At 68.7% G+C, this 23,564-nt stretch carries 19 protein-coding genes; 14 read left to right on the forward strand and 5 right to left on the reverse strand.

Features of this window, described 5'->3' with window-relative positions; genetic code table 11:
• Positions 1 to 35 precede the first annotated feature (35 nt).
• From ABD893_RS10370 to ABD893_RS10410, 9 genes are all read left to right on the forward strand, one after another.
• Complete coding sequence (locus tag ABD893_RS10370) at positions 36 to 629, forward strand: GNAT family N-acetyltransferase (protein WP_345079351.1); 594 nt, start codon at positions 36 to 38, stop codon at positions 627 to 629.
• A 56-nt stretch (positions 630 to 685) separates the two neighbouring features.
• Positions 686 to 1,066: a DUF3224 domain-containing protein gene (locus ABD893_RS10375; protein WP_345079355.1), complete on the forward strand. Its 381-nt coding sequence runs from the start codon at positions 686 to 688 to the stop codon at positions 1,064 to 1,066.
• A gap of 34 nt (positions 1,067 to 1,100) precedes the next feature.
• Entirely contained in the window at positions 1,101 to 1,592 is a 492-nt protein-coding gene (coaD, locus tag ABD893_RS10380; protein WP_345079358.1) for a pantetheine-phosphate adenylyltransferase, read from the forward strand.
• Positions 1,593 to 1,625: 33 nt separating this feature from the next.
• Complete coding sequence (locus tag ABD893_RS10385) at positions 1,626 to 2,198, forward strand: YceD family protein (RefSeq protein WP_345079361.1); 573 nt, start codon at positions 1,626 to 1,628, stop codon at positions 2,196 to 2,198.
• Positions 2,198 to 2,950 (forward strand): ribonuclease III, encoded by a 753-nt coding sequence (gene rnc / locus ABD893_RS10390; RefSeq protein WP_345079364.1) that lies wholly within the window; start codon positions 2,198 to 2,200, stop codon positions 2,948 to 2,950. Before ABD893_RS10385 ends, rnc begins: the two co-directional genes overlap by 1 nt.
• 4 nt (positions 2,951 to 2,954) lie before the next feature.
• Entirely contained in the window at positions 2,955 to 3,908 is a 954-nt protein-coding gene (mutM, locus tag ABD893_RS10395; RefSeq protein WP_345079367.1) for a bifunctional DNA-formamidopyrimidine glycosylase/DNA-(apurinic or apyrimidinic site) lyase, read from the forward strand.
• 86 nt (positions 3,909 to 3,994) lie between these two features.
• The gene (locus tag ABD893_RS10400; RefSeq protein ID WP_345079370.1) at positions 3,995 to 4,873 is read left to right on the forward strand and encodes an alpha/beta hydrolase; all 879 of its coding nucleotides are present in this window, start codon (positions 3,995 to 3,997) and stop codon (positions 4,871 to 4,873) included.
• A 143-nt stretch (positions 4,874 to 5,016) separates the two neighbouring features.
• On the forward strand, positions 5,017 to 5,664 hold the full coding sequence (locus tag ABD893_RS10405; RefSeq protein WP_425548369.1) for a response regulator transcription factor: 648 nt from the start codon (positions 5,017 to 5,019) through the stop codon (positions 5,662 to 5,664).
• A 63-nt stretch (positions 5,665 to 5,727) separates the two neighbouring features.
• Complete coding sequence (locus ABD893_RS10410; RefSeq protein WP_345079376.1) at positions 5,728 to 9,441, forward strand: NACHT domain-containing protein; 3,714 nt, start codon at positions 5,728 to 5,730, stop codon at positions 9,439 to 9,441.
• Here the strand turns inward: ABD893_RS10410 and ABD893_RS10415 are convergent.
• Genes ABD893_RS10415 through ABD893_RS10435 form a run of 5 tightly spaced genes read right to left on the reverse strand, consistent with a single transcriptional unit; the run spans position 9,380 to position 16,680 of the window.
• Positions 9,380 to 10,561, reverse strand: a complete 1,182-nt coding sequence (locus ABD893_RS10415) for a sensor histidine kinase (protein ID WP_345079378.1) — start codon at positions 10,559 to 10,561, stop codon at positions 9,380 to 9,382. The two genes, ABD893_RS10410 and ABD893_RS10415, sit on opposite strands and share 62 nt — an antisense overlap.
• On the reverse strand, positions 10,558 to 12,300 hold the full coding sequence (cydC, locus tag ABD893_RS10420) for a thiol reductant ABC exporter subunit CydC (protein ID WP_345079381.1): 1,743 nt from the start codon (positions 12,298 to 12,300) through the stop codon (positions 10,558 to 10,560). Before cydC ends, ABD893_RS10415 begins: the two co-directional genes overlap by 4 nt.
• Entirely contained in the window at positions 12,297 to 14,009 is a 1,713-nt protein-coding gene (gene cydD, locus ABD893_RS10425) for a thiol reductant ABC exporter subunit CydD (protein ID WP_345079384.1), read from the reverse strand. Before cydD ends, cydC begins: the two co-directional genes overlap by 4 nt.
• 12 nt (positions 14,010 to 14,021) lie before the next feature.
• Positions 14,022 to 15,104 carry a cytochrome d ubiquinol oxidase subunit II gene (gene cydB, locus ABD893_RS10430; protein WP_425548370.1) on the reverse strand — a complete coding sequence of 361 codons (1,083 nt, stop codon included), beginning with the start codon at positions 15,102 to 15,104 and terminating at the stop codon, positions 14,022 to 14,024.
• Between the two features lie 19 nt (positions 15,105 to 15,123).
• Positions 15,124 to 16,680, reverse strand: a complete 1,557-nt coding sequence (locus ABD893_RS10435) for a cytochrome ubiquinol oxidase subunit I (protein WP_345079390.1) — start codon at positions 16,678 to 16,680, stop codon at positions 15,124 to 15,126.
• Between the two features lie 372 nt (positions 16,681 to 17,052).
• Here ABD893_RS10435 and ABD893_RS10440 point away from each other — a divergent pair, with 372 nt between their 5' ends.
• The 5 genes from ABD893_RS10440 to proB all read left to right on the forward strand — a co-directional run bounded on the left by ABD893_RS10440 (position 17,053) and on the right by proB (position 23,562).
• Complete coding sequence (locus ABD893_RS10440; RefSeq protein ID WP_345079393.1) at positions 17,053 to 19,938, forward strand: Rne/Rng family ribonuclease; 2,886 nt, start codon at positions 17,053 to 17,055, stop codon at positions 19,936 to 19,938.
• Between the two features lie 252 nt (positions 19,939 to 20,190).
• The gene (rplU, locus tag ABD893_RS10445; protein ID WP_089063991.1) at positions 20,191 to 20,499 is read left to right on the forward strand and encodes a 50S ribosomal protein L21; all 309 of its coding nucleotides are present in this window, start codon (positions 20,191 to 20,193) and stop codon (positions 20,497 to 20,499) included.
• Between the two features lie 33 nt (positions 20,500 to 20,532).
• A complete protein-coding gene (gene rpmA / locus ABD893_RS10450; protein WP_299303813.1) occupies positions 20,533 to 20,787 on the forward strand; it encodes a 50S ribosomal protein L27 in 255 nt (84 codons plus the stop codon).
• Positions 20,788 to 20,887: 100 nt separating this feature from the next.
• On the forward strand, positions 20,888 to 22,420 hold the full coding sequence (obgE, locus tag ABD893_RS10455; protein WP_345079403.1) for a GTPase ObgE: 1,533 nt from the start codon (positions 20,888 to 20,890) through the stop codon (positions 22,418 to 22,420).
• The gene (gene proB, locus ABD893_RS10460) at positions 22,417 to 23,562 is read left to right on the forward strand and encodes a glutamate 5-kinase (RefSeq protein WP_345079405.1); all 1,146 of its coding nucleotides are present in this window, start codon (positions 22,417 to 22,419) and stop codon (positions 23,560 to 23,562) included. The genes obgE and proB overlap by 4 nt, the downstream gene beginning before the upstream one ends.
• The last annotated feature ends 2 nt before the right edge of the window (positions 23,563 to 23,564 follow it).

The raw sequence follows: 23,564 nt of genomic DNA on the forward strand, positions 1-23,564 counted from the left end.
TCTCGCCGTTCTCGATGCGCCGCTATCCTGACCCGATGACGCGCTCACCCGCCCACCTCGTCGACCTCACCGATCTCGGCTGGCCTCTGCGCACGGACCGCCTCGTCCTGCGTCCAGGACTCCCTGAAGATGCCGCGGCGGTGTGGCCGTGGTTCCGCCTTCCCGCGGTGCAGGAATGGACCACCACTCTGAGCAGCACCCTTGAAGAACATCAGCAGTGGTGGGACGGCACCCTCGAGAGCGGCCTGGTAGGCCTGCTCGACGGTGAGATCATCGCCTCCGGCAAGCTCGAGCGCCAGGACGCGTGGTCCCAGGCCGACATGAAAGACCAGGCCGCCGGGCAGCAGGCCGAGATCGGGTGGGTTCTGGACCCCTCGATCCACGGCCGAGGATTCGGCACCGAGTTCGCCGCGGCCCTGCTCGACCTCGCGGTCGACGGCCTCGGCGTGCGCCGGGTCGAGGCCTCCTGCTTCGCCGAGAACCTCGCCTCCCGCCGTGTGATGGAGAAGATCGGCATGCGTTGCGAGGGCATCTTCGTCGAGGAGTCGCTGCACCGTAGCGGTCGTTGGCTGGACGGGATGTCCTACGCACTGCTGGCGAGCGAGCACCGCGCGCGGCAGAACGACTGAGCAGCAGAACGACTGAGTAGCAGAGCGGAGGAGCCCGCAGCGGCGATACTTGAGCCATGACCACTTTCAGCGCCACCTTCACCGTCGACCTGACCCCCGCCGCGATCCTCCCCGGCGCCGCTGATCGTTTCGACCTCGCCAAGACCTGGACGGGCGACCTCGAGGGCGCCTCCCGTGGGGTCATGCTCACCGCGGGGAACCCCGCTAGCGGCAGCGCCTCGTACATCGCCACCGAGCTCTTCGAGGGCACCCTCGACGGCCGCCGCGGCACCCTCACCTTCCAGCAGCTCGGCACCATGTCCGACGGTGCCCCGGACCTCCGCTATCTCATCGCCCCCGGCTCCGGGACCGGTGATCTCGCCGGTCTCACCGGCGCGCTCACCATCGGCGCGATCGATGACGAGGGCGTCCACCAGGTCAGCATCGAGCTCGACTGATCGGCCCCGAGCTGAACAGCATTAGAGTGGCGATATGAGCACTGTCGTCCTGCCCGGCTCGTTCGATCCCTTCACCCTGGGACACCTGGATCTCACCCGTCGGGCCGCCGCCCTCGGTCATCAGGTGATCATCGCCGTCTCCCACAACCCCTCGAAGAAGGGGACGCTCGACCTCGAGACCCGCAAGGGAGCGATCACCCGGACGCTCGAGGAGACGGACCTCTCCCAGAACGTCGAGGTGCGCACGCTTCCCCGAGGACTGCTGGTCGATTTCTGCCGAGAGCTCGGCGCGGGTGCCGTGGTGCGCGGCCTGCGCTCCCAGCTCGACCTCGCCTATGAGGAGCCGATGGCGCGGATGAACCATCATCTCGCGGGCGTCGACACGCTCTTCCTGCTCACCGATGCGAGCCTCTCGCACATCTCCTCGTCCCTGGTGCGGGAGGTGCACGCCCTCGGAGGTGATGTCTCCGACATGCTCCCCACCCCCTCCATGGACGCTCTTCGCACCGCCTCCGCCGTATCCTGAATGACCCCCTCGACTCGAACAGGACCCTCACCGATGTCTTCCGACCCTGCCTCCACCTCATCGCTGGACACCGCCCTGATCTTCGACGCGGTCGACCTCATCAGCCGCACCGGAACGCACCGGCACGTGGACCGCACCGTCCCCGCCCCGGCCCGCGAGGCCGGCGGTATCGCGATGCAGGTCCCCGAAGGCCAGGACATCGCCGTCGAAGCCGAGCTCGAGTCCGTGGTCGAAGGGATCTACGTCCACGGCACCGTGATCGCCCACCTCGACGGGGAGTGCTCCCGCTGCCTCGATCCGGTCGAGCAGGACGTCACTGCCCGCCTCAACGAGCTGTTCATGTTCCCCGAGAAGGTGAAGGCTGACGAGCGGGAGGACACGACCCTGCTCGAGGACGAAGGAGTCAACCTCGGCCCGCTGGTGCGTGACGCGCTCGCGATGGCAGCCGACGAGCGGCCACTGTGCCGTGAGGACTGCCCCGGCCTGTGCGGTCAGTGCGGTTTCCGCATGGAGGACGATCCGGACCACCACCATGACGTGATCGACGATCGCTTCGCTGCGCTGCAGGGCCTGTTCCAGGACGAGTCGAAGAACGAGGAGGCCTGATGGCGCGCAGGCGCCGCGCCACCGAGGCCGCCGCCCCGCAGGGCCTGCTGAACCGCCTGCCCCTGGATGCCGGACAGGCTGCTGATCTCCGCGAGTCAGGGCTCCTCGAGCTAGCGCTGACCCATCGCTCCTATTCGTACGAGAACGACGGAATGCCGCACAACGAGCGGCTTGAATTCCTCGGTGACGCGGTGCTGCAGCTCGCGGTCACCGAGCATCTCTACGCCACTCATCCCACGCTCCCCGAAGGCGATCTTGCTCGTCGCCGTGCGGCGACCGTGAGCACCCGTGCGCTCGCCGTGATCGCCTCCCAGCTCGACCTGGGCGCCTATGTGCGGCTGGGGCGCGGGGAGGACCTCACCGGCGGTCGCGCCAAAGCATCGATCCTCGCCGACACCACCGAGGCCGTGATCGGTGCCACCCATCTGGCACTCGGTCAGAACGTCTCCCGCCACTTCGTGCTCGAGCTGCTGCGCCCGCTGCTCGACTCCGACGAGTTCCTCGAGACGGGATATGACTTCAAGTCCCGGCTGCAGGAGATCGCCGCTGCGGAGGGGGAGAGCGTCTCCTACGAGATCACCGATTCCGGTCTCGAGCACCAGAAGACCTTCACCGCCACTGTCACCGTCCCCGGCCTGGTCACCGCCAGCGGCGACGGCGCCTCGAAGAAGGATGCCGAGCTCGCGGCCGCCCAGAACGCGGTGCGGGGGATTCTCGCCGAGCGCGGCGAGTCCCTGATCCCGCGAGGCTGAGCCGATGCCCGAGCTGCCCGAGGTCGAGGTCGTCCGGCGAGGTCTCGCACCGCTCACCATCGGTCGCACCGTCACCGACGTCGAGCTGCTCGACGCCCGGATCATCCGCCGCCAGACAGGGGGAGCTGACCGGCTGCGCGCCGCCCTCCTCGGCACCACGCTCACCGCAGTGGTGCGGCGTGGGAAGTTCCTATGGTGGCGGCTCGCCGATGAGGACGGCACTGACACCGGCGAGGCGCTGATGGGCCACCTCGGCATGAGCGGCCAGCTGCGAATCGGCACCGAGGGGGCTGTCCCGGCAGCCGGCTCGGCATCCTCGGAAGGGCCTGCCTCCGATCCGCTCCGCCACCGGCGCCTCTCGCTGCACCTCGACGACGCCTCCCGCGTGGACCTCATCGATCAGCGGCTGTTCGGCGGGCTGTGGACCAGCCCCCTCGTCGTGGCCGCCGACGGGGCCCTCGCAGGGACGGGCAGCCCGGATGCGCTCCTGCCGGAGGGGGCTTCGCATATCGCCCGTGATCTGCTCGACCCGGCACTCGACCTCGCGGTCGCCGCCCGTGCCCTGCGCACGCGTCGCAGCGCCGTGAAAACCCTCCTGCTGAACCAGGAGATCGTCTCCGGGATCGGGAACATCTACGCCGATGAGGCGCTGTGGGCGGCCCGCACCCGCTTCGACACCCCAGGCATCGCGCTCAGCCAGCGGAAGGCGCTCGAGATCCTGCGCGCCGCCCGCGAGGTGATGGAGCGGGCACTGGCCGTCGGCGGCACCAGCTTCGACGCGCTGTACGTGAACGTGGAGGGACGCAGCGGCTACTTCGCCCGCTCACTGACTGTCTATGGGCAGGAGGGGCGGGCCTGTCCCCGCTGCGGCGCCACGATCCGTCGCGAGATGTTCCAGAACCGTTCCTCGCACTTCTGTCCGCGCTGCCAGCGGACGCGGGCGCCCCTCACGTCATAGGCAGGAGGTATGGCCGGGCATAGACTCTGTGCGGGGCGTGGCACTGAGGCCATGCTCTCCCGCTGACCTCCCGAACGGAGACACACATGGCCCCGAGCACAGTGGATGAGGGGATGACGCCGATCGTCACGCCCGAGCAGCCGGGCGCCGTGGAGCTCGGCACCGGCGTGCTGCCCGGGGCGACGACCCCGGAATCCTGGCACCGCGAATACGGGAGCGTGTTCGCCCGGAACGTCACCGTCGCCACACTCACGCCCGTGCTACCCGATCCGGCCGATGCCACGGGCACCGCCGTGATCGTGGCTCCCGGCGGTGGCTTCCGGTCACTCTCCATGCAGAACGAGGGCTGGGACGTCGCGCGGGCGCTCGCCGACCGCGGCGTCGCCGCATTCGTGGTGAAGTATCGCCTCCGACAGACCGCCCCTGAACTCGAGGATTTCGCGACGGAGATCCGCGAGATGCTCTCCGGACCGCCCCCGGCCCACCGGAAGGACCCGGTCGGATCGTTCGCGGGTCTTGATGCGCAGATCACCGACGCCCGCGCCGCCTTTGCATGGGTGCGCAGCCACGCGACCCAGTGGGGCCTGGATCCGGCCCGGGTCGGCATGGTCGGCTTCTCCGCCGGCGCTATGCTCACACTCGCCACCGCCCTCGCGGGCGAGGACGCCGAGCCCGCCTTCATCGGTAGCGTCTATGGCCCGATGAGCTCGTTCGACGTCCCGCCGGACGCGCCGCCGCTGTTCATCGCGCTCGCCGCCGATGACCCCCTGTTCGCCTCCAGCGGATTCGGACTCGTCGAGAGCTGGCACGCTGCCGGACGCCCCGTCGAGTTCCACTACTACGAACGCGGCGGCCACGGCTTCGGCATGTATCCGAAGGAGACGACGAGCACCGGCTGGTTCGAGGCTTTCATCAGCTGGATGACCATGCATGGCCTGCTGGCTCGGAGCGCTGCGCGAGAGTGATCCCGCATTCGGTGACGTCGTTTCCGACCAGGGCAGGGACTGCCCGATGCGATAGATTGAGCCCGGCTCCGTCACGAAGGGCGGAGGAACCGAAGCCTGCTCCGGGTGACTGTGCCGACTTTCGAGGACAGCACAGCGAGCAGATGATCCGCGAGGTGAGAATTCCTGTGACGTCGAGCTCTTCCCCCACACCGATCCGCGTGATGCTGGTCGATGACCATGAGGTGGTCCGTCGCGGCATCGTCACCGTGATCGATGCGAGCGAGCAGCTGAGCGTGATCGGAGAGGCCTCCTCCGTGCTCGAGGCGAATCGTCGCCTGCCCGCGATCCGTCCCGAGGTGCTGGTCGTGGACCTCCAGCTTCCGGACGGCACCGGCATCGACGTCATGAAGAAGGCCCGGGAGCTGAACCCCGAGCAGCTGATGCTGGTGCTCACCAGCTTCGACGACGACGCCGCGCTGCGTGAATCGAAAGCCGTGGGGGCGGCCGGCCTGATGCTGAAGTCCGCGCGCTCGCAGGAGATCGTCGAGGCGATCATCGCGGTGCATGCAGGGAAGTCGATCTGGCCCGCCGACCACGGGGATGAAGGACCGGACCTCTCGCAGTCCGATCAGCGGATCGTGGAGCTGATCGGCGACGGACACTCCAACCGTGAGATCGCCGAAGCGCTCGGCATCGCCGAGAAGACCGTCAAGAACCGGGTCACGGTGATCCTGCAGGCGCTCGGGATGCAGCGTCGCACCCAGGTGGCGGCGCTGGTCGCCGCCCGCCGTCGCGCCGGCTGGAAGTGATCCGCGTCGAGCGATAGCCGCCATTCATTGCCAAGTAGTGCCACGGAGAGGTGGACAGCGGGCATGACACCACGCGAGATTCTTCGGCTGGCGGAGGCACTGGCAGCCGTGGCGATCGCCGCGTCCAGCGGCGTGGCCCTGCCTGTGGCGGCAGTGCCTCCGCTGCTCTCGCTTCTGAGCAGCGCTCTTGACCGTCATGCAGAGACGCACAGGCTGCAGGCCGCCGTGGTGGAGGGGATCACCAGGTGGGCCACTGCGGAGAAGCTCCACGAGCATCTCGAACCTGGTTTTGCGATCGCGACTGAGGCGATCAGCAGGCACGGTCTGATGGAGCACGACCTCCGGCGCCTCTCCTACGACGTCGACAGAATCACGTCGAGCATCGTCAAGGGAGTGCGGTTCGGGGACCCTGCGTGGGGCGACGGCGAAGGGACGGAACTCGATGCTGAGCACGCGGTGGCTCGGCGAGCGATCCACGCCACTGTCGCGACGCTGATCACGGAGGAACATCGCATCGAGGGGGAGATAGTTCCGCTCATCGCCCGAGAGTTCTCTGAGCAGGCTGAGCGTTATGAGCGGCAGGTCGAGAGAGACGGGGACATCCTGAAGCTCCTCCGGGAGCTTGCTGCCGCAATGTCGGCGACAGCGGACATGGAAGATCTGGAGACCTATCTGGAGCAACGCCTCGAGGCGTGGGATACCGAGTCCGGGATCATGCCCCGCGAAGGACACATCCGACATCCTTCGCAGATCGAGCGAGACCTGCGCATGACTGGCGCGGAGAGCCGGTCCACCGCCATCACCTTTCGGGAAGCCCTCCGGGATAGCTCCCACCTCGTGATCCTCGGCGAACCGGGTGCCGGCAAGTCCTGGCTCGCGCGTCGGATCGCACGCGATGCCGCGTATGCGGCACTCGACGCTCTGAGGTCGGGCGCCAGCCTGGACGAGATCGAGATCCCGCTCTTGACGACGTGGGAAACGTTGCGCAGACAACCGCCGGCAGGCGGACTCCGTTCACGAGTCATCTCGGCATCCTTTGCTGCTCCAGGGAACGGCGACCTTGGAAGCGTCGAGCTCGAGAAGCGCATTGTGGGCCTGGTCGGTGAGTCCCGGCGAGTGCTGGCCGTCGTGGACTCGCTTGATGAGGCAGAGAACCTGAGCGACGTCGACGGTCTGCTGCGCGATCTTGAGGGCATCATGGGCTGGCGCACGGTCCTCACGAGTCGCCCGTCGGCCTGGGGGGCCAAACCGATGATGCGCAAGCGCACCCGGGGGGTCGCGACGCTGCAGCCGATCACCTGGGAAGACGGCATCAGACCATTCATCACCTCATGGTTCTCCGGTGCCCCTGAGCGAGCCCGAACACTGATCAGCCATCTCGAGCGGGATGCCCGACTGCGAGACAGTGCCGGCGTCCCCCTGTTGCTCAGCTTCTACTGCATCTACGCCGAAGAGGCGCCGGTGGATGCCCCTTTGCCGCAGACCAGCCATGAACTCTATGACGCTGTGATCGAGAGCCTTGTGGGCGACGACTGGAGCGCTGTAGAAAGGCCAGAGGACGATGGCGCGGAGAGGGCGAAGCAGATTCTCTCCGGCTGGGCATGGGATGCGGTCAGGGAGGCCGACGACCTCTCCGGACTCGGCAACTGGAGCGAGGAGTTCTCGTCACCAGGGACGCGGCCTGTCTCCCCGGAGCTCGTTCGCGCACTGGACAACGTGGCACCGCGACGGCTCGACCGGAGTGGCAGGAGTTCTCGAGCCTTCAGACATCGGACGTTGCTGGAACATCTCGTGGCCGTGCATATCTCCGGGTTCAGCGCGGAGAGGGCCGCGACGGTCCTGCTGCCGCATCTTTGGTTCGATCCGGACTGGGAAGTCGCAGTTCCGCGGGCGCTCGCACTTCATCCGGAGCACGACGACGTGGTGAGCAGACTTCTCGATGCGGCGCACGTGGAGAGCGCGGCGCCGCTGTCCAGAGAAGCCGACGAGCAACTCGTGCTCAGATGGCTCGACGTGATGGCGGAATCCCAGCCGACAGAGTGGTCGAAGGCTCATCGGGAGTACTTCCATGCGCTGCGCATCTCTCACGCCGTACGAGAACCTTCGCGCGTTGTGCGTTCTGCTCACTGGCGAAAGTCGAATGCGGGCGCGGTCGAGTCGCTGCTCTCCGCCATCACTCGTGCCGACGTCGGGGCGCTCGCGGAGCTCACCGGTGCCATCGCGAGATTGGCACCGACGGACCCCGAGCACCGTGACGCTGTGCAGAAGATCCTTGAGCGGATCCATGATGACCTCTCCGCAGACGAGATCTTCAAGGTCGTCGAGGCTCTTATGAGCTTGCGGCCAGCGGAGCAGGATCGTCGAGACGCCGCTCAGAGGATCCTCGCTGCGGTCGCCGGTGACCGCCTCCCGACGGAGGAGGGCATGCTGGCCGCAGCACTGGTACGGCTGAACCCGCCGCTGGAGGATCGGCGACCTGCGATGCAGCAGATACTCCGCTCTAGATCGGGTGTCGTCCGAACGTCCTCACGGCTCCTGGTCGAGAAGCTGTGCATGAGAGATTCACTGTCGGACCGAAGCCCCGGTACCGTCAGAGACCTGTCCATCGCCCTGCTCCGCGTCACTGCACGCGAAGCCGATCGGCTGGTGGAAGCCCTGGAGGCGCTGGGGTTGACCGCCGACGAGCGCCACGAAACGGCGCGCACACTACTGGAGCTCGCCTCCCAGGTGAGTGACCCCGCCTTGGTGTATCAGCTGGTCGATGCTGTTCTGCGTCTGGCTCCCGCTGAGAAGGAACGACGAGGGTGCGTCGAAGTGCTCATGACCGCGCTCTCCCAAGCCGAGTTGCCGATTGCCGAACGTCTCGTCGGCGCAGTCGTAAGGACTGGCTTCGCAGCGCGCAACTCCCGCGATGCCGTGGAGACGATCCTCGATCTCCTGCCTCGGGCGGGTGTGAAGAAGCTTGCAGGGCTCGTGGGAGCGCTCATGGTGTTTGACACGACGGAGACCGACCGTCGCACCGCTGCGGCGAAGCTCCTTGAACGTCTGTCGAACACCGCACCCCAGTCTATCGGCCGTCTCATCGACGCGCTCCTCAGGGTGGAGCCGACATACGAGGAGCGACGTGTTGCAGCGACTAAGCTTCTCGCCTCTGCCTCCGGCGCAAGAGCGAAATCTGTCGCAAAGCTACTCAGTGCACTCTTGCGAATTGGTCCCACTGAGTGGGAGCGCAGCAAGGCTCTCAGGATGGTCCTTTCCGCGATTGCATCGACCGCGGATCCGGAGATGTTCGACTATCTCGTGGTCTCCCTCGTAGGTTTGGAGCCGAAGGCAGAGGACCTGCGGGACGCCGCGACGCGTCTCATCGACGTTCTGGACAGAGCTGATCCCGGCTCTGCAGGGAACCTGATCGCGACGCTCGGGAGGTTGGGCCCGACGGATCGTGAGCGTTGCGTCGCAGCGGAGAAGGTCCGCGGCGCCATCCCGGGCGCCACCCTGAAGGTCGCTACTCGACTGACCGCAGGGCTCCTGGAGTTGGGGCCCACTGACGAAGAACGTGGGGAGATCACGAAGCAGCTTCTCGCCCATCTCGACAGCCCCACCAGGTCATGGGACCTCAAGAGCCCCGCTCGTCTCCTCCGTCAGCTCGCGACTACCCAGCAGTGGCTGAGCATGATCCACGGGGGAGAGGCTTCAGGAGCAGGGCTGGAAGCTTCTACTCACCGACGGGCGGCAGCGTCACCCGCCAGGAGATCATCGTCCCCGGCTCGAGGTTGATCGCGTCCACCCAGCCGGAATGACGCCGTGCCCGGGCCGACATGTTCGCCAACCCGCTGCGACGGCGCACCGAGGGATCGATCCCGCGGCCGTTGTCGGAGACATTGACCTGCACCACCCGGTCGACCCCCTCGGAGAACACGCTCACCGAGACCGCGACCGCGCTCGCGTGCGCATGCCGGGCCGCATTGGCCAGGCACTCCCGCACCACCGCCACCACGTCCTCGGCGATCTCCGGTGGCAGCTCGGCATCCATCTCCGCGGGGTGCGGGGGCAGCCGCATCGACGGGACGAAGCCCAGCCCGGCGGTGGCCAGCCCCACCTCGTGACGAAGCTGCTCGGAGAGGCTGGCCACGGCGCGCTCGCGTCGCAGCGACTGCACGATCTGCCGGATCTGGGCGACGGCGTTCTCGACTCCCTGCACGGAGGTGGCCACGGAGCTGCGGATCCGGGCGTTCGACGGGGTCATGCCCGGCGCCTCGAGGGACTGCACCAGGCTCTCGAGCTCCATCCCGACGGCGAAGAGCTCCTGGATCGCGAGATCGTGGAGGTCGCGGGCGATGCGACCGCGCTCGTCGTCGATCCCGCTGTCCGAGTGCAGGAACGGGGAGCGCAGGGTGAGGGCGATCAGACCCGCGAGCGAGTCCAGCCGCTCGCGATCCGCGGCCGTGAACGGCTCGGCATCCGCGGCGCGCAGCACCGCGAGCAGCCCCGTTCCGTGCTCTGCCGCGTCGATCACGCCCAGCAGCGCCCGGCAGTCCTCCTGCCCGGTGCCGGCGGTGTCCACGTTGAGGCTGCCGATGGCCTCGAGCACATCGGGATCCGCGCACAGCAGGGCCTCGCCGATGGCTGAGTCCGCGGGGATCTCCGCACCATGCAGCGAGGCGGCATCCGGGCCGTCCACCATCTCTATCCCCCAGCGGGAGGGGCCCAGCGGCATCACGAGGGCGGCGCTGCGGGCGGCGAGGTCGGTGCGGGCGGAGTGGAGCAGCAGGTCCAGCAGGTCCTCGGTCTCGCCCCCGGCGAGGATGGCGCCGGCGAGATCCTGGATGCGCGGACGATCCGGACGGGCGGGAGCGGTCGATGGCGGGCGCGTGGGTGATGGGGTGTGTGAGCTCATCGGTGCTCCTCGAGACGGAGGATCGGGGTGCCGGAGGGAATCGCCTCGACACGGTGGGTGACCACCACGACGGTGGTGGTCGCAGGGACGAGGGTGCTCTCGCGAGGATCGAGCAGCGCGCGCAGCAGCGCATCGCCCCGTCCGGTGTCGAGATGCTCGGTGGGCTCGTCCAGCAGCAGCACCGGTCCGCGGCGCACCACCGCGCGCGCCAGCAGCAGCCGCCGCCGTTCACCGCCGGAGATGGTGGTCCCATCCGGACCGAGCATCGTGTCGAGCCCGTGGGGGAGGGTCGCGATCCAGTCGTCGAGGCCGACGGCCCGCAGCGCATCCTCCGCCTCGGAGTCCTCGAGATCCCCCCGCACCACCCGCAGGTTCTCCCGCAGCGTGGTGGCGAAGACATGACCGTCCTCCGCGAACATCGTCACCCGGGAGCGCACGTCCTGCGGGGCGAGGGCGGCGACGTCCTGGGCATCTAGCTCGACCGTGCCGGCGAGCGGGTCGAGCAGCCCGGCGAGCGTCGCCAGCAGCGTGGACTTCCCGCTGCCTGAGGGGCCGACCACCGCGAGCCGAGCACCGGGAGGCAGCTCGAGGTCCAGCGACCGCACCCGCGGCGCCTCAGCGGTCCACCCGGCCGTGAGCCCCACCACGCGGAGGGCGGCGGTCAGCGGGCGCTGCGGTACCGGGTCGGGGCGGGTGGGGCCGACGGGTGCCGGGTCGGTGGGCGCCGGACTGGTGGGCGCCCGGCCCACCAGCTGTCCCAGGCGCTGCGCAGCGGCCTGGGAGCGCGCGTGCTGGGCGGCGGCGGCAGGCAGCGCGGTCGCGGCCTCGAAGGAGGACAGCGGCAGCAGCAGCAGGATGCCGACCTGTCCGGCCGACGCGCTGCCGTCCAGCCAGACCGCACCGGCTGCGAGCAGCGAGCCGGTCACGGCGAGGATGAGCGTCAACGGCACCGCTGCCGCAGCGACCGCCGCAGGCAGGGCGGCGCGGTCGATCGCGGCGTCATGGGCGGCCTGCCGGGCATGCAGCTGCGTCAGCGCCGCCTCGAGCCGACCGTCGACCCGGAGCGAGGTCGCGTCATCGAGGATCTCGAGCGACTGGGCGCTGACCTCGGCCCGGGTGGTGAGCACCGCCTGCTCGGAGAGACGAGCGGCGCGATAGGCGGCCATCGGTGCGAGCAGGCTCGCGAGCAGCAGTGACGCGAGCATCGCGGCGGTCGCGGCCAACGACAGAGGGGTGAAGGTCGCAAGCACGACCACCCCCATCACGACGGCGACCAGCCCGGGCACGACCGCGGTGATGACGTGGTCGCCGAGCTCCTGGGCATCGTCGCCCAGCCGGCTCAGCAGGTCCCCGCGCCGGAGCCGGGTGAGGGCGTCATCGGTGCGAGCGGCGAGCGCTGTGAACAAGTTCGTGCGCAGGGAGACCACGCCGCGCAGCGCGACATCGTGGGTGAGCATCCGCTCGAGCCAGCGGAACACCCCGCGGGAGACGCCGAGCGCCCGGACCATCACCACGGCGACGGTGAGGTCCAGCACAGGGGGCATGGTCCAGGCACGGGTGACCAGGTACGCGGAGACGGCGGCGAGGGCGAAGGCGGAGCCGAGGGTCGCGCAGGCGGCGAGCACTGCGGCCAGCAGCCGTGCGCGGGGGATCTCGAGCGCCGCCGTCGCCTGGCGCAGGTCGGAGCGAGCGGGCGTCGCGTGAGTTGCTGGCGTGCGGGTCGTCGCGGCGGGGGTCATGAGCCGGCCTCCACGCTCGCGACGTCATCGGCGACATCCACCAGCCGGGAGCGGTGGGCGATCACCACGACGGTCCGTCCCTGGCCGCGCAGTTCCCCGATCAGGTCGAGCACCACCTGCTCGGCGGCGCCGTCGAGATGCGCGGTGGGCTCGTCCAGGATCACCAGCGGCGCAGGGGAGAGCACCGCCCGGGTCAGAGCAAGACGCTGCCGCTCACCGAGGGAGATCCCGTGCCCGCCGCGACCGAGGTCCGCGTCCCAGCCGCGCTCGGCGATGACCGCATCGAGACCGGTCGCCGCGGCCGCCGCCTCCAGCTCGGCCTGGCCGACGCCGGGACGGGAGCTGACGAGCACGGAACGGATCGTCCCCGGCGGCAGCACGGGACGCTGCGGCAGCCAGGCCATCTGGTCCCACAGACTGCGTCGCGAGAGCTCGCGGACGTCGGTCGCCGTGCCGTCGGCAGTGATGATCTCCGCTTTGCCCTGCTCCGGGTCCACCAGTCCCAGCAGCACCTGGACCGCCGTGGTCTTGCCGGCGCCCGAGGCGCCGGTCAGGGCGAGCACCCGCCCGGGGCGCACCGTGAGCTCGGCGGCATGCGGTGCCCAGCCCTCGCGGGAGCGCACCGAGACCCCGCGCAGGGAGAGGGCGGAGGTGCGCAGGTCCGGAGCGGGGCGCGTGCCGTCGGCCGGCGGCTGCTCATCGAGCACCTCGAAGGCCGCGGAGACCGCCGCCAGGCCGTCGGTGGAGGCGTGATACTGCGAGCCCACGTTGCGCAGCGGCTGGTAGATCTCCGGGGCGAGCACCAGCACCGCGAGCGCGGGGGCCAGCTCCATGTCCCCGTAGACCAGCCGCATCCCGATGCTCACCGCGATCAGCGCCACGCACAGCGTCGCCAGCAGCTCGAGCACCATCGAGGAGAGGAAGGCGAACTTCAGCGAGCCCATCGCCGAGGCGCGGTGACGGTCACCGAGCTCCCGCACCGTCCTCTCCGGACCGCGCTCGCGGCCCAGCGCCCGCAGCGTGGGCAGCCCGTCCACCAGGTCCAGCAGCTGGGCCCACAGGGAGCGCATATCGGCGACCAGCTTCTCGGACCGTCCCACGGTCAGCTTGCCGACCAGCACCATGAAGATTGGAATCAGCGGCAGAGTGATGAGGGCGATCACCGCGCTGAGCGGATCCAGCACACCGATGGTCAGCAGGCACAGCGGGGTCACCGTGAGCGAGAGCAGCAGCTGCGGGACGTATCCCACCAGATAGGGGCGCAGGTTCTCGATGCCGGTGGTGGCCAGCGCCGTCAGGTCCGCGCCGCGACCGGCACCGGCACGCGGGCCGAGCGCCGCCGCATGGCCGACGATCCGGCCGCGCAGCTCGCTGATCGCGGCGGTCGCCGCACGGTGGGCGGTGGCCTCCTCGACGAGCACGGCGCCGGCACGCACCGCGAGCGCCGTGACAAGCACCAGCAGCAGGGTCGGTGCCTCCTGGGGGATCTCACGCTGGACCAGGAGATGCGCGCCGAGGCGTGCGATGACCAGGGCGGTGACGATGATGCAGGCGGACTGCACGAGCCCCAGCACCACGCTCCTGACGAGGTGGTGCCGGGCGGCCCTGACCTCCCGCACCAGGCGGGGGTCCAGCGGGGCCCGGCTCCGCCTCGGCGCCGGCTCGGCGGCGGGGTCGGCCTTGGTGGGCTCTGCGGTCGCGGTGGTCATCGGATCAGTCTGTCAGCCCTGCTCGAAGGCTTCCCGGTAGCCCTTCTTCGCCTTCTCGAGCAGCTCGGCGCCGGGGGCGGGGGAGTCCTCATCGGCCACCCGGTGGCGGAACACCCGATAGGTCCAGACGGTGTAGGCGATCACGATGGGCATCAGCACGCCGAGTGCCACCAGCATCACCGTGAGCGTGTGCTCGGTCGAGGAGGCGTTCGCGACCGTCAGCGAGTTCGCCGGATCGTTGCTGGCCGGCATGACATAGGGGAACAGGCCCCCGAACAGGGTGATCGCAGCCGCGGCGATGGCGGTCGAGGTCGCACCGAAGGCGAGGCCCTCCCGGCGCTTCCGGTTCAGCGGGACCGCCGCGAGCAGGGCCACCGCGGCCACGGCCACCGGGATCAGGGTGAGCCAGGTGTTCGAGTGGGAGAACTGGAACCAGAGCAGGAAGGCGGCACCGGACACGATCGTCGGCCACATCAGGATCCCGGCCAGCCGGTTCGCGTCCTCCCGCAGCCTGCCCTGGACCTTGAGCGCGAGGTAGTGGGTGCCGTGCAGCCAGAACAGCAGCACGAACACCACCCCGGCCAGCAGCGCGAAGGGGTTCAGCAGTCCCAGCAGGGAGGTGGTCACCCAGTGGTTCTCATCAATGGAGACTCCGGAGACGATATTCCCGAAGGCCACACCCCACAGGAGGGCGGGCGCGAAGCCGCCGATCACATGGACCACGTCCCAGGAGTTCTTCCAGCGGTCGCTGTCCACCTTGTCACGCCATTTGAAGGCGCACACCCGCACGATCAGCACCAGCAGCAGGAGCAGCAGGGCGAGATAGAAGCCGGAGAACAGCGTGGCATACCACTCCGGGAAGGCCGCGAACAGCAGCGCGCCGCCGGTGATCAGCCAGACCTCGTTGCCGTCCCAGACGGGCCCGATGGTCTTCAGCACCGTGCCGCGAGTCTGCACGCCTCGTCGCCAGAAGGTGGCGACGTTCATCTGCACCCCGAAGTCGAAGCCCTCGAGCACGAAGTAGCCCAGGAAGAAGAAGGCGATGAGGGCGAACCACAGGGTCTGGAGGACCGTGGGGTCGAGCATGGCATCCATGATCTGATCTGGTCCCTTCTCAGTAGTCGAAAGACAGGGTGGGGGTGTCGAGCTCGTCGGTCTCGGGGTCGCGCCTGGCCAGCGGCACGCCCTTGAGCGCTGCCTTGCGCATCATCTGGAACCAGAGCACGGCGAGGACTCCGTAGACGAGGGTGAAGGCGACCAGCGAGGTGAGCACCATCCAGCCGGGGTTCGCGGAGACGCCCTGCATGGTCATCAGCCGGATCGTCGGATCCAGAGGGTTGGGGTGGACCACCCAGGGCTGCCGTCCGATCTCGGTGAAGACCCAGCCCGCGGAGTTCGCGAAGAAGGGCATCGGGATCGCGAGCACGGCGAACCACTGGAGGAGCTTCGATCCGGAGGTGCGGGCGTTCTCCCCCTTGCCGCGGGTGACCCACAGGGCCCAGAGGGCCAGAATTCCGCTGAAGGCGGCGAGCCCCATCATCAGCCGGAAGGACCAGTAGGTGACGAAGAGGTTCGGCCGGTAGTCGACGGCGACCTCGTTGCCGCGGATGTCCAGGGCGGTCTCGCCGAACTGCTCCTTGTACTGGGCGTTGAGATCGTCCACGCCCTGCAGGGTGGCGTGCGGGTCGTTGGTGGCGAGGATCCCCGTCACATAAGGGATCTCGATGATGTGGGTGACCCCCGAGCAGTCCTCGCTGAAGGCATCCGGCCCTCCGACGGTGAGGATCGAGAACGGTACGTCCGACTGCGTCTCGCACAGTGCCTCGGCCGAGGCCATCTTCATCGGCTGCTGCTCGAACATGAGCTTGGCCTGGAAGTCCCCGGAGATGACGAGCACCACGGCGGAGACCACCATGGCGATCACCCCGAAGCGCACGGTGGGCCGGAACAGATCGCGGGCGGCGAGATGGTGCTCCTGCCCCTCCTCGGTGTCCAGGCCGAATGCTCGCGCCCGGTTGTGGTGGCGCACCATGTGCCAGACGGCGACCCCGGTGAGGAACGCTCCAGCCACCAGCCAGGCCCCGGAGACCACATGCGGGAAGGCCGCCATCGCGGTGACGTTCGTGAGCACCGCGAGGATCGAGCCCTGCGAGGGGTCGAGCTCCGCACGCCCGGTCTCAGGGTTCAGCATCGCGCCGACAGGATGCTGCATGAAGGAGTTCGCGGCGATGATGAAATACGCCGAGAGGGTGGTGCCCAGTGCCACGGCCCAGATCGTCAGCAGGTGGATCTTCTCGGGCATCTTGCCCCAGCCGAAGATCCACAGTCCCAGGAACACGGATTCGAGGAAGAAGGCCGCCAGGCCCTCGAGCGCCAGCGGTGCGCCGAAGACGTCGCCCACATAGCGTGCGTACTCGGACCAGTTCATGCCGAACTGGAACTCCTGGACGATGCCGGTGGCGATACCGATGCCGAAGTTCACGATCAGCATCGAGCCGAAGAACTTCGTCATCCGCGTCCAGGCATCCTTGCGCACGGGGTCCTTCGAGAACACCGCTCTGGTCTGCATGATCGCGACCAGAAGCGAGAGCCCGATCGTGAGTGGGACGAAGATGAAGTGGTACACGGTGGTGATGCCGAACTGCCACCGTGCCAGGTCGAGGGCTTCCATGGGATCCTCCCGAGTGAACGACACGCCGTCATAAAAGCTACGGGGCGGTCACCGACGCGGCGGAGGACGATGGTCCCGCTTCCGAGGGTAAACCTGCGCGACAGGTCTGAGCATGTTGCCCCCGGCCGGAGCACCCCCTGTGCCATACTGATCGCGGCACTCTCCTGCTCCGTACCGGGTGGGGGAACCTCCCGGCGTCGTGACGTCGGAGCACCGGCTACGCGGACGACCGCGACCGTCGTGTTCCCTCGGTCGGCATCGCAGCGCTTCCATCGGGGAGCTGCGCGACGGCGAGGGCCTGAGACTTCCGTCCACTGCGACGATGACCAGAAGGGGCCAGGGTGCGCTGGTCCTCCAGAAGGAGACGGCCGCATGGCTGACAGCACCCATATTCCCGAGAACGATTCGTCGGACGAGACGCAGCCCGCTGCTCCCGCTCGTCGTCGGCGACGCGCCGGAGCCCCTGCCGGCGCTCCCGCTTTCACCCCTCCTGCGGTCCCGCAGCCGGAGGCCTCCGCCCCGCGCACCGTGGTGGCCGCGCAGGAGCCCGCGGCGGCGGAGCCCGCACCCACCGTCGTGAAGCGGCAGCGCCGCCGCGCCGGTGCCCCTGCCGGAGCCCCGGTGATCCCGGCGGCAGAACCCGTCGTGGAGCCTCAGGCCCAGAAGTCTCAGACCGAGAAGCCTCAGGCTGTCGAAAAGCCACAGGCCAAGAAGTCGCAGGCTGTCGAAGAGCCGCGCGAGACGGTCGAGCCGGAAGCGGCGACGGACGGCAATCCGGTCCTCGGCGATCTTCGCGCGCTCGCGTCGGCCCGTGGTGCCGGCGACGAAGAGTCCGCCGCCACGGCAGATGATGACCGTGCCCGCCGCCGTGAACAGGTCCAGATGGACTTCGCGTCGCTGCTGTTCCAGGCCCCCACCGCGCAGCCCCGCACCACCGTGGGCTCCCAGGACGCTGCTGTCGGCAGCGCCGATCTCTCCTTCGCCGCCGATTCGGACGAGGAGTCCGACGAGCAGGCATCCGAGACCGACGACGAACAGCCCTTCCGTTCCCGGCGCAGCCGGTCACGTCGCTCCTCGCAGCGCACCGCAGGTGCAGCGGGATCGGAGTCCTCAGAGGATTCCGCTCCCGACGAGGACGACGACAGCGACAACGAGAACGACGACGATTCCTCGTCGGACAGCTCGAGCTCGAACTCCCGCCGGCGGCGTCGTCGTGGTGGTCGGGGCCGACGTGGCCGCGGCCGCGGTGACGACGACGGCTCGGGCACCGAGGGCAGCGACGACGACAGCGCGGAGGACTCCTCGCAGGACGACTCCGAGGACGAGGACCACAGCAGCGAAGGGAACGAGTCCGGTGTCGGGAGCTCCTCCAGCTCGCGCCGTCGCCGTCGCCGTCGTCGCTCCGGCACCAGCGGGGACGAGTCGACCTCGCCGGACGATCCGCCGAACACCGTGGTCAAGGTGCGCGATGCCCGTGACGCCCGTGATTCGCGTGACGCGCGTGACGAGGTCAAGGCTGTCAAGGGCTCGACCCGGCTCGAAGCCAAGCGCCAGCGCCGACGCGAGGGCCGTGACGCCGGCCGCCGTCGCAACGTCATCACCGAGTCGGAGTTCCTCGCGCGCCGCGAGTCCGTCAAGCGTTCGATGGTGGTGCGCGAGCGCGCCGGCCGTACTCAGATCGCCGTGCTCGAGGACGATGTGCTGGTCGAGCACTACGTCGCCCAGAAGACGCAGACCTCGATGGTCGGCAACGTCTACATGGGCAAGGTCCAGAACGTGCTGCCCTCGATGGAGGCCGCGTTCGTGGACATCGGCAAGGGCCGCAATGCGGTGCTCTACGCCGGCGAGGTCAACTGGGACGCGGTGGGCCTCGAGGGCCAGCCGCGCCGCATCGAGCTCGCTCTGAAGAGCGGCGACCCGGTGCTGGTGCAGGTCACCAAGGACCCGATCGGCCACAAGGGTGCACGCCTGACCAGCCAGATCTCCCTGCCCGGCCGCTATGTGGTGTTCGTGCCCGGTGGTTCGATGACCGGCATCTCCCGCAAGCTGCCCGATACCGAGCGGGCGCGGCTGAAGAAGATCATGCGCGAGATCATCCCTGAGGATGCGGGCGTCATCGTGCGCACCGCGGCGGAGGGCGCGAGCGAGCAGGAGCTGACGCACGACGTCGAGCGTCTGCGCGCCCAGTGGGAGAAGATCGAGAAGTCGCAGAAGAGCAAGGCGGCGCCGGTCGCGCTCTCCCAGGAGCCCGACATCGCCATCAAGGTGGTGCGTGACGTCTTCAACGAGGACTTCACCTCCCTGATCGTTGAGGGGGACAAGACCCACGACGCCGTGCACGCCTACATCAACGACGTCGCCCCGGATCTGTTGGAGCGCCTCACCCGCCACGTCGGCGAGAAGGACGTCTTCGCGAAGCACCGCATCGACGAGCAGCTGCTCAAGGCGATGGACCGCAAGGTCTACCTGCCCTCCGGCGGCTCGCTGGTGATCGATCGCACCGAGGCGATGACCGTGGTCGATGTGAACACCGGGAAGTTCACCGGCACCGGCGGCTCGCTCGAGGAGACCGTCACCAAGAACAACCTCGAATCCGCCGAGGAGATCGTGCGTCAGCTGCGGCTGCGCGATATCGGCGGGATCATCGTCATCGACTTCATCGACATGGTGCTCGAGTCCAACCGGGATCTGGTGCTGCGACGACTGGTCGAATGCCTGGGCCGCGATCGCACCAAGCACCAGGTCGCCGAGGTCACCTCGCTGGGCCTGGTGCAGATGACCCGCAAGCGCGTGGGCCAGGGCCTGGTGGAGACGTTCTCCAGCAACTGCGAGCACTGCAACGGACGCGGCCTGGTGATCGACGTCGACGGCACTCACAGCCACGGCGGCGGCAGCGGGGGCAATGGCGGCAGCAGCAGCGGTGGCAGCGCCCACCACGGAGAGAACGGCGGAGACGACTCCTCGAAGTCCTCGCGACGCCGTGGTCGCCGGACCCGCGGCGGTGCCAAGGAGGAGAGCGAGAACGGCGACAACGGGACCGAGGAGTCGCAGGCCGACGTGCATCGTCTCGAGGACGATGCCGACAGCCGCGCTCTGGCCCGTGCCACCATCGCCTCCATCGCGGCTGCCTCCGGGGCGCATGCGCAGCCCGAGGTGACCGTCGATGGTCAGGTCGTGGAAGCGGCTGAGAACCCGGCTCGGGGCTCGGCAGAGCCCTCGACATCGACCTGGGAACAGGACGCACCCGGTCAGGGGTGATGCGTTCCACAGGATGTGACCGCGTTCTCGCAGGTCGGACCGTGTCCGGTGGTTGACCGGCGGGTGTCGGGATCGTAAGCTGATCCCTGGTGCAAAACGTGCCACAGTCGTGCTTCCGGTGGGCATCGCGCGACCGCATCTCCCGCCTGACCCTGTTCGTACAGGGCTCAGGGCCGGTTGACGGTCGCAGGTCCGCGATGACACCCGGCAGGAAGCATGTCTCGAATTCGATTCACAAGATGGAGCATTGACGTGGTGTACGCAATCGTCCGCGCAGGCGGTCGTCAGGAGAAGGTGTCGGTCGGTGACACCATCGTGATCAACCGTGTGGCAGGCGAGGCGGGCGACAGCGTCGATCTCGCTCCCGTGCTGCTGGTTGACGGTGACAAGGTCACCTCCGCACAGAACGAGCTTGCCAAGGTGAAGGTCACCGCCGAGAAGGTCGAAGACCTCCGCGGCGAGAAGATCCGGATCCTTCGCTACAAGAACAAGACGGGCTACAAGAAGCGCCAGGGCCACCGCCAGGAGCTGACCCGCCTGAAGATCACCGGAATCGCCTGAGCGATCCCCCGACCAGACAAGGATTGATCCCAGATGGCATCTAAGAAGGGCGTCAGCTCCTCCAAGAACGGGCGCGATTCCAACTCCCAGCGCCTCGGCGTCAAGCGTTTCGGCGGCCAGAACGTCGGCGCAGGCGAGATCATCGTGCGCCAGCGCGGCACCAAGATCCACCCCGGTGACGGTGTGGGTCGTGGCAATGACGACACCCTGTTCGCGCTCACCGCGGGCACCGTCGAGTTCGGTCGCAAGCGCGACCGTCGCGTGGTCAGCATCGTCGAGACGGTCTGACCGCTCGCCCCGGATCCCGGGGCACATAGCGTCCTTCGAGGGGCGGAGCCGAACGCTCCGCCCCTCGTTGCTTTTTTCTCATCATCATCGGAGAGCTCCCATGGCCACATTCGTCGACCGCGTCCAGCTTCAGGTCGCCGGGGGATCGGGCGGAAACGGTACCGCCTCGATCCGTCGCGAGAAGTTCAAGCCCCTGGCCGGCCCCGATGGCGCCAACGGCGGGCGCGGCGGTGATGTGATCCTCGAGGTCGACGGTTCGACCACCACCCTCCTGGAGTACCACCACAAGCCGCATCAGAAGGCGACCAGCGGCGGTTTCGGCAAGGGCGACATGCGCCATGGTGCCGCAGGTGAGGACCTCGTCCTCCCGGTCCCCGACGGCACCGTGGTCACCGCCGAGGACGGCACCGTCCTGATCGACATGGTGGGTATCGGCACCCGTTTCGTCGCCGCCCGTGGTGGCAGCGGCGGCCTCGGCAATGCGGCGCTGGCCACCGCTCAGCGCGTGGCGCCCGGCTTCGCCCTGCTCGGCGAGGACGGGCAGGAACGCACGCTGACGCTCGAGCTGAAGACCGTCGCTGATGTGGCGCTGGTGGGGTTCCCCAGTGCGGGCAAGTCCTCGTTGATCGCTGCGATGAGCGCCGCCCGGCCGAAGATCGCCGACTACCCCTTCACCACCCTGGTGCCGAACCTCGGTGTGGTCGAGGCGGGGGAGTACCGCTACACGATCGCCGACGTCCCGGGCCTCATTCCCGGAGCGAGCCAGGGCAAGGGCCTGGGCCTGGAGTTCCTGCGCCATATCGAGCGCTGTCATGTCATCGTGCACGTGCTGGATGCGGCCGCGCTCGAATCAGATCGTGACCCGGTCGGGGACCTTGCGACCATCGAGGACGAGCTGGCCACCTACGCGGCGGGTCTCGATGAAGAAGCCGGCAGCCGGGTGCCCCTCATGGAGCGGCCCACCGTGGTGGTGCTGAACAAGACGGATCTGCCCGATGGGGCGGATATGGCCGACATGGTCCGCACGCAGCTCGGCGAGCGTGAGGTACCGATCCTGGATATCTCCGCCGTCTCCCACAAGGGGCTCCGCGAGCTCTCCTTCGTGCTCGGCGAACTGGTCGAGCAGGCCCGGGCGAAGCTGCCGGAGCCGGAGGCCGCACCGATCGTGCTGACCCCCAAGGCGGTGGACGACAGGGGCTTCCGGGTGATCACCGAGCAGTACGACGGGCACACCGCCTTCCGTATCAAGGGCGACAAGCCCGAACGTTGGGTGCGCCAGACGGACTTCACCAATGACGAGGCCGTCGGCTTCCTCGCCGACCGGCTCGCGAAGCTCGGTGCAGAGGATCAGCTGTACGCCGCGGGCGCCGTGGCGGGCTCGACGGTGCTGATCGGTCCGGGCGATGACGCGGTCGTCTTCGATTGGGAGCCGACGATGGTCGGCGGCGCCGAGATGCTGGGCCGCCGTGGCACCGACGACCGCTTCGAGGACAACTCCCGCCCCACGCGCGAAACGAAGCGGGAGCAGCAGCGCACCCGCACCGCGGAGCGCATGCAGCGGATCTCCGCGATGGAGGACGAGCGACGAGCCGGTCACTGGACCGATCCCGCCACGGAGGACGAGGCACGGTGAGCACCGCCGAGCTGCGCCAACCGGAGCGGCTCACGTCCCGAGAGACACTCGTGACGGCCCGCCGCATCGTCGTCAAGATCGGTTCCTCGAGCCTGACTGATGAACGCGGTCGTCTCGACCACGGTCGCATCCAGCAGATCGCGGACACCGCCGCAGCCCTGGCTGGCCGTGGTACCGAGCTGGTGATCGTCTCCTCCGGCGCCATCGCCGCTGCGCTGGGCCCGCTGGGGATGTCCGAGCGCCCGGCCGCGGTCGAGCTGCAGCAGGCCGCCGCGAGCGTGGGCCAGGCACTGCTGGCGAGCGCCTGGTCCAGCGCCTTCGGTGCCCATCACCTGATCACCGGGCAGGTGCTGCTCACCGAATCCGACGTGATCCGCCCGCAGACCTACCGCAATGTGCGCAGCGCCCTCGAATCACTGCTGGACCTGGGCGCGGTGCCGATCGTCAACGAGAACGACACCACCGCCACCCACGAGATCCGCTTCGGGGACAACGATCGCCTCGCAGCATTGGTCGCGCAGCTGCTCGGCGCCGACGCGCTGATCCTGCTCACCGACGTGGATGCCCTCTACACGGCGCCGCCGCGGGAGCCCGGCGCTGAACGCATCGGTCAGGTGGACGATGTGGCACGGCTGGCGGGCGTGAGCATCGGCGCGGTGGGCTCGAAGGTGGGCACCGGGGGGATGGTCACGAAGCTCTCGGCAGCCCAGCTCGCCGCGACCACTGGAACCGCTGCTCTGATGACTTCCGCCGAGCAGTTCTCCGCAGCGCTCGAGGGCCAGGACGTAGGCACTTTCTTCCCTGCCCACCATGGCCGTCGCCGCTCCCGGCTGGTCTGGCTGCGCTTCGCGACCCGAGGGGCGGGAACGCTGCATCTGGACGAGGGCGCGGCGGAAGCGGTGCGCACCCGTCGGCGCTCGCTGCTGGCGGTCGGCATCTCGCGGGTCGAAGGCACCTTCCCCGCCGGGGTCCCGGTGGACGTCATCGCCCCGGACGGGGCGGTGATCGCCCGCGGGATCTCCTCCTTCAGCAGTGACGAGCTGCGGGTGATGGCTGGCCGCGGCACGGACGAGGCGCGGGAGCAGCTGGGGGAGAGGTTCCGCCGCCCCGCGATCCATCGCGACCAATTGGTGATGCTCTGAAC

The sequence above is a fragment of the Brachybacterium paraconglomeratum genome (assembly GCF_039541415.1).
Lineage (GTDB): Bacteria > Actinomycetota > Actinomycetes > Actinomycetales > Dermabacteraceae > Brachybacterium > Brachybacterium paraconglomeratum_A.

Excerpts from the sequence above, each read along its gene's own strand:
- ABD893_RS10370 (WP_345079351.1), top strand. The coding sequence starts at position 36 with ATGACGCGCTCACCCGCCCACCTCGTCGACCTCACCGATCTCGGCTGG.
- ABD893_RS10375 (WP_345079355.1), top strand. The coding sequence starts at position 686 with ATGACCACTTTCAGCGCCACCTTCACCGTCGACCTGACCCCCGCCGCG.
- coaD (WP_345079358.1), top strand. The coding sequence starts at position 1,101 with ATGAGCACTGTCGTCCTGCCCGGCTCGTTCGATCCCTTCACCCTGGGA.
- ABD893_RS10385 (WP_345079361.1), top strand. The coding sequence starts at position 1,626 with ATGTCTTCCGACCCTGCCTCCACCTCATCGCTGGACACCGCCCTGATC.
- rnc (WP_345079364.1), top strand. The coding sequence starts at position 2,198 with ATGGCGCGCAGGCGCCGCGCCACCGAGGCCGCCGCCCCGCAGGGCCTG.
- mutM (WP_345079367.1), top strand. The coding sequence starts at position 2,955 with ATGCCCGAGCTGCCCGAGGTCGAGGTCGTCCGGCGAGGTCTCGCACCG.
- ABD893_RS10400 (WP_345079370.1), top strand. The coding sequence starts at position 3,995 with ATGGCCCCGAGCACAGTGGATGAGGGGATGACGCCGATCGTCACGCCC.
- ABD893_RS10405 (WP_425548369.1), top strand. The coding sequence starts at position 5,017 with ATGATCCGCGAGGTGAGAATTCCTGTGACGTCGAGCTCTTCCCCCACA.
- ABD893_RS10410 (WP_345079376.1), top strand. The coding sequence starts at position 5,728 with ATGACACCACGCGAGATTCTTCGGCTGGCGGAGGCACTGGCAGCCGTG.
- ABD893_RS10415 (WP_345079378.1), bottom strand. The coding sequence starts at position 10,561 with ATGAGCTCACACACCCCATCACCCACGCGCCCGCCATCGACCGCTCCC.
- cydC (WP_345079381.1), bottom strand. The coding sequence starts at position 12,300 with ATGACCCCCGCCGCGACGACCCGCACGCCAGCAACTCACGCGACGCCC.
- cydD (WP_345079384.1), bottom strand. The coding sequence starts at position 14,009 with ATGACCACCGCGACCGCAGAGCCCACCAAGGCCGACCCCGCCGCCGAG.
- cydB (WP_425548370.1), bottom strand. The coding sequence starts at position 15,104 with ATGGATGCCATGCTCGACCCCACGGTCCTCCAGACCCTGTGGTTCGCC.
- ABD893_RS10435 (WP_345079390.1), bottom strand. The coding sequence starts at position 16,680 with ATGGAAGCCCTCGACCTGGCACGGTGGCAGTTCGGCATCACCACCGTG.
- ABD893_RS10440 (WP_345079393.1), top strand. The coding sequence starts at position 17,053 with ATGGCTGACAGCACCCATATTCCCGAGAACGATTCGTCGGACGAGACG.
- rpmA (WP_299303813.1), top strand. The coding sequence starts at position 20,533 with ATGGCATCTAAGAAGGGCGTCAGCTCCTCCAAGAACGGGCGCGATTCC.
- obgE (WP_345079403.1), top strand. The coding sequence starts at position 20,888 with ATGGCCACATTCGTCGACCGCGTCCAGCTTCAGGTCGCCGGGGGATCG.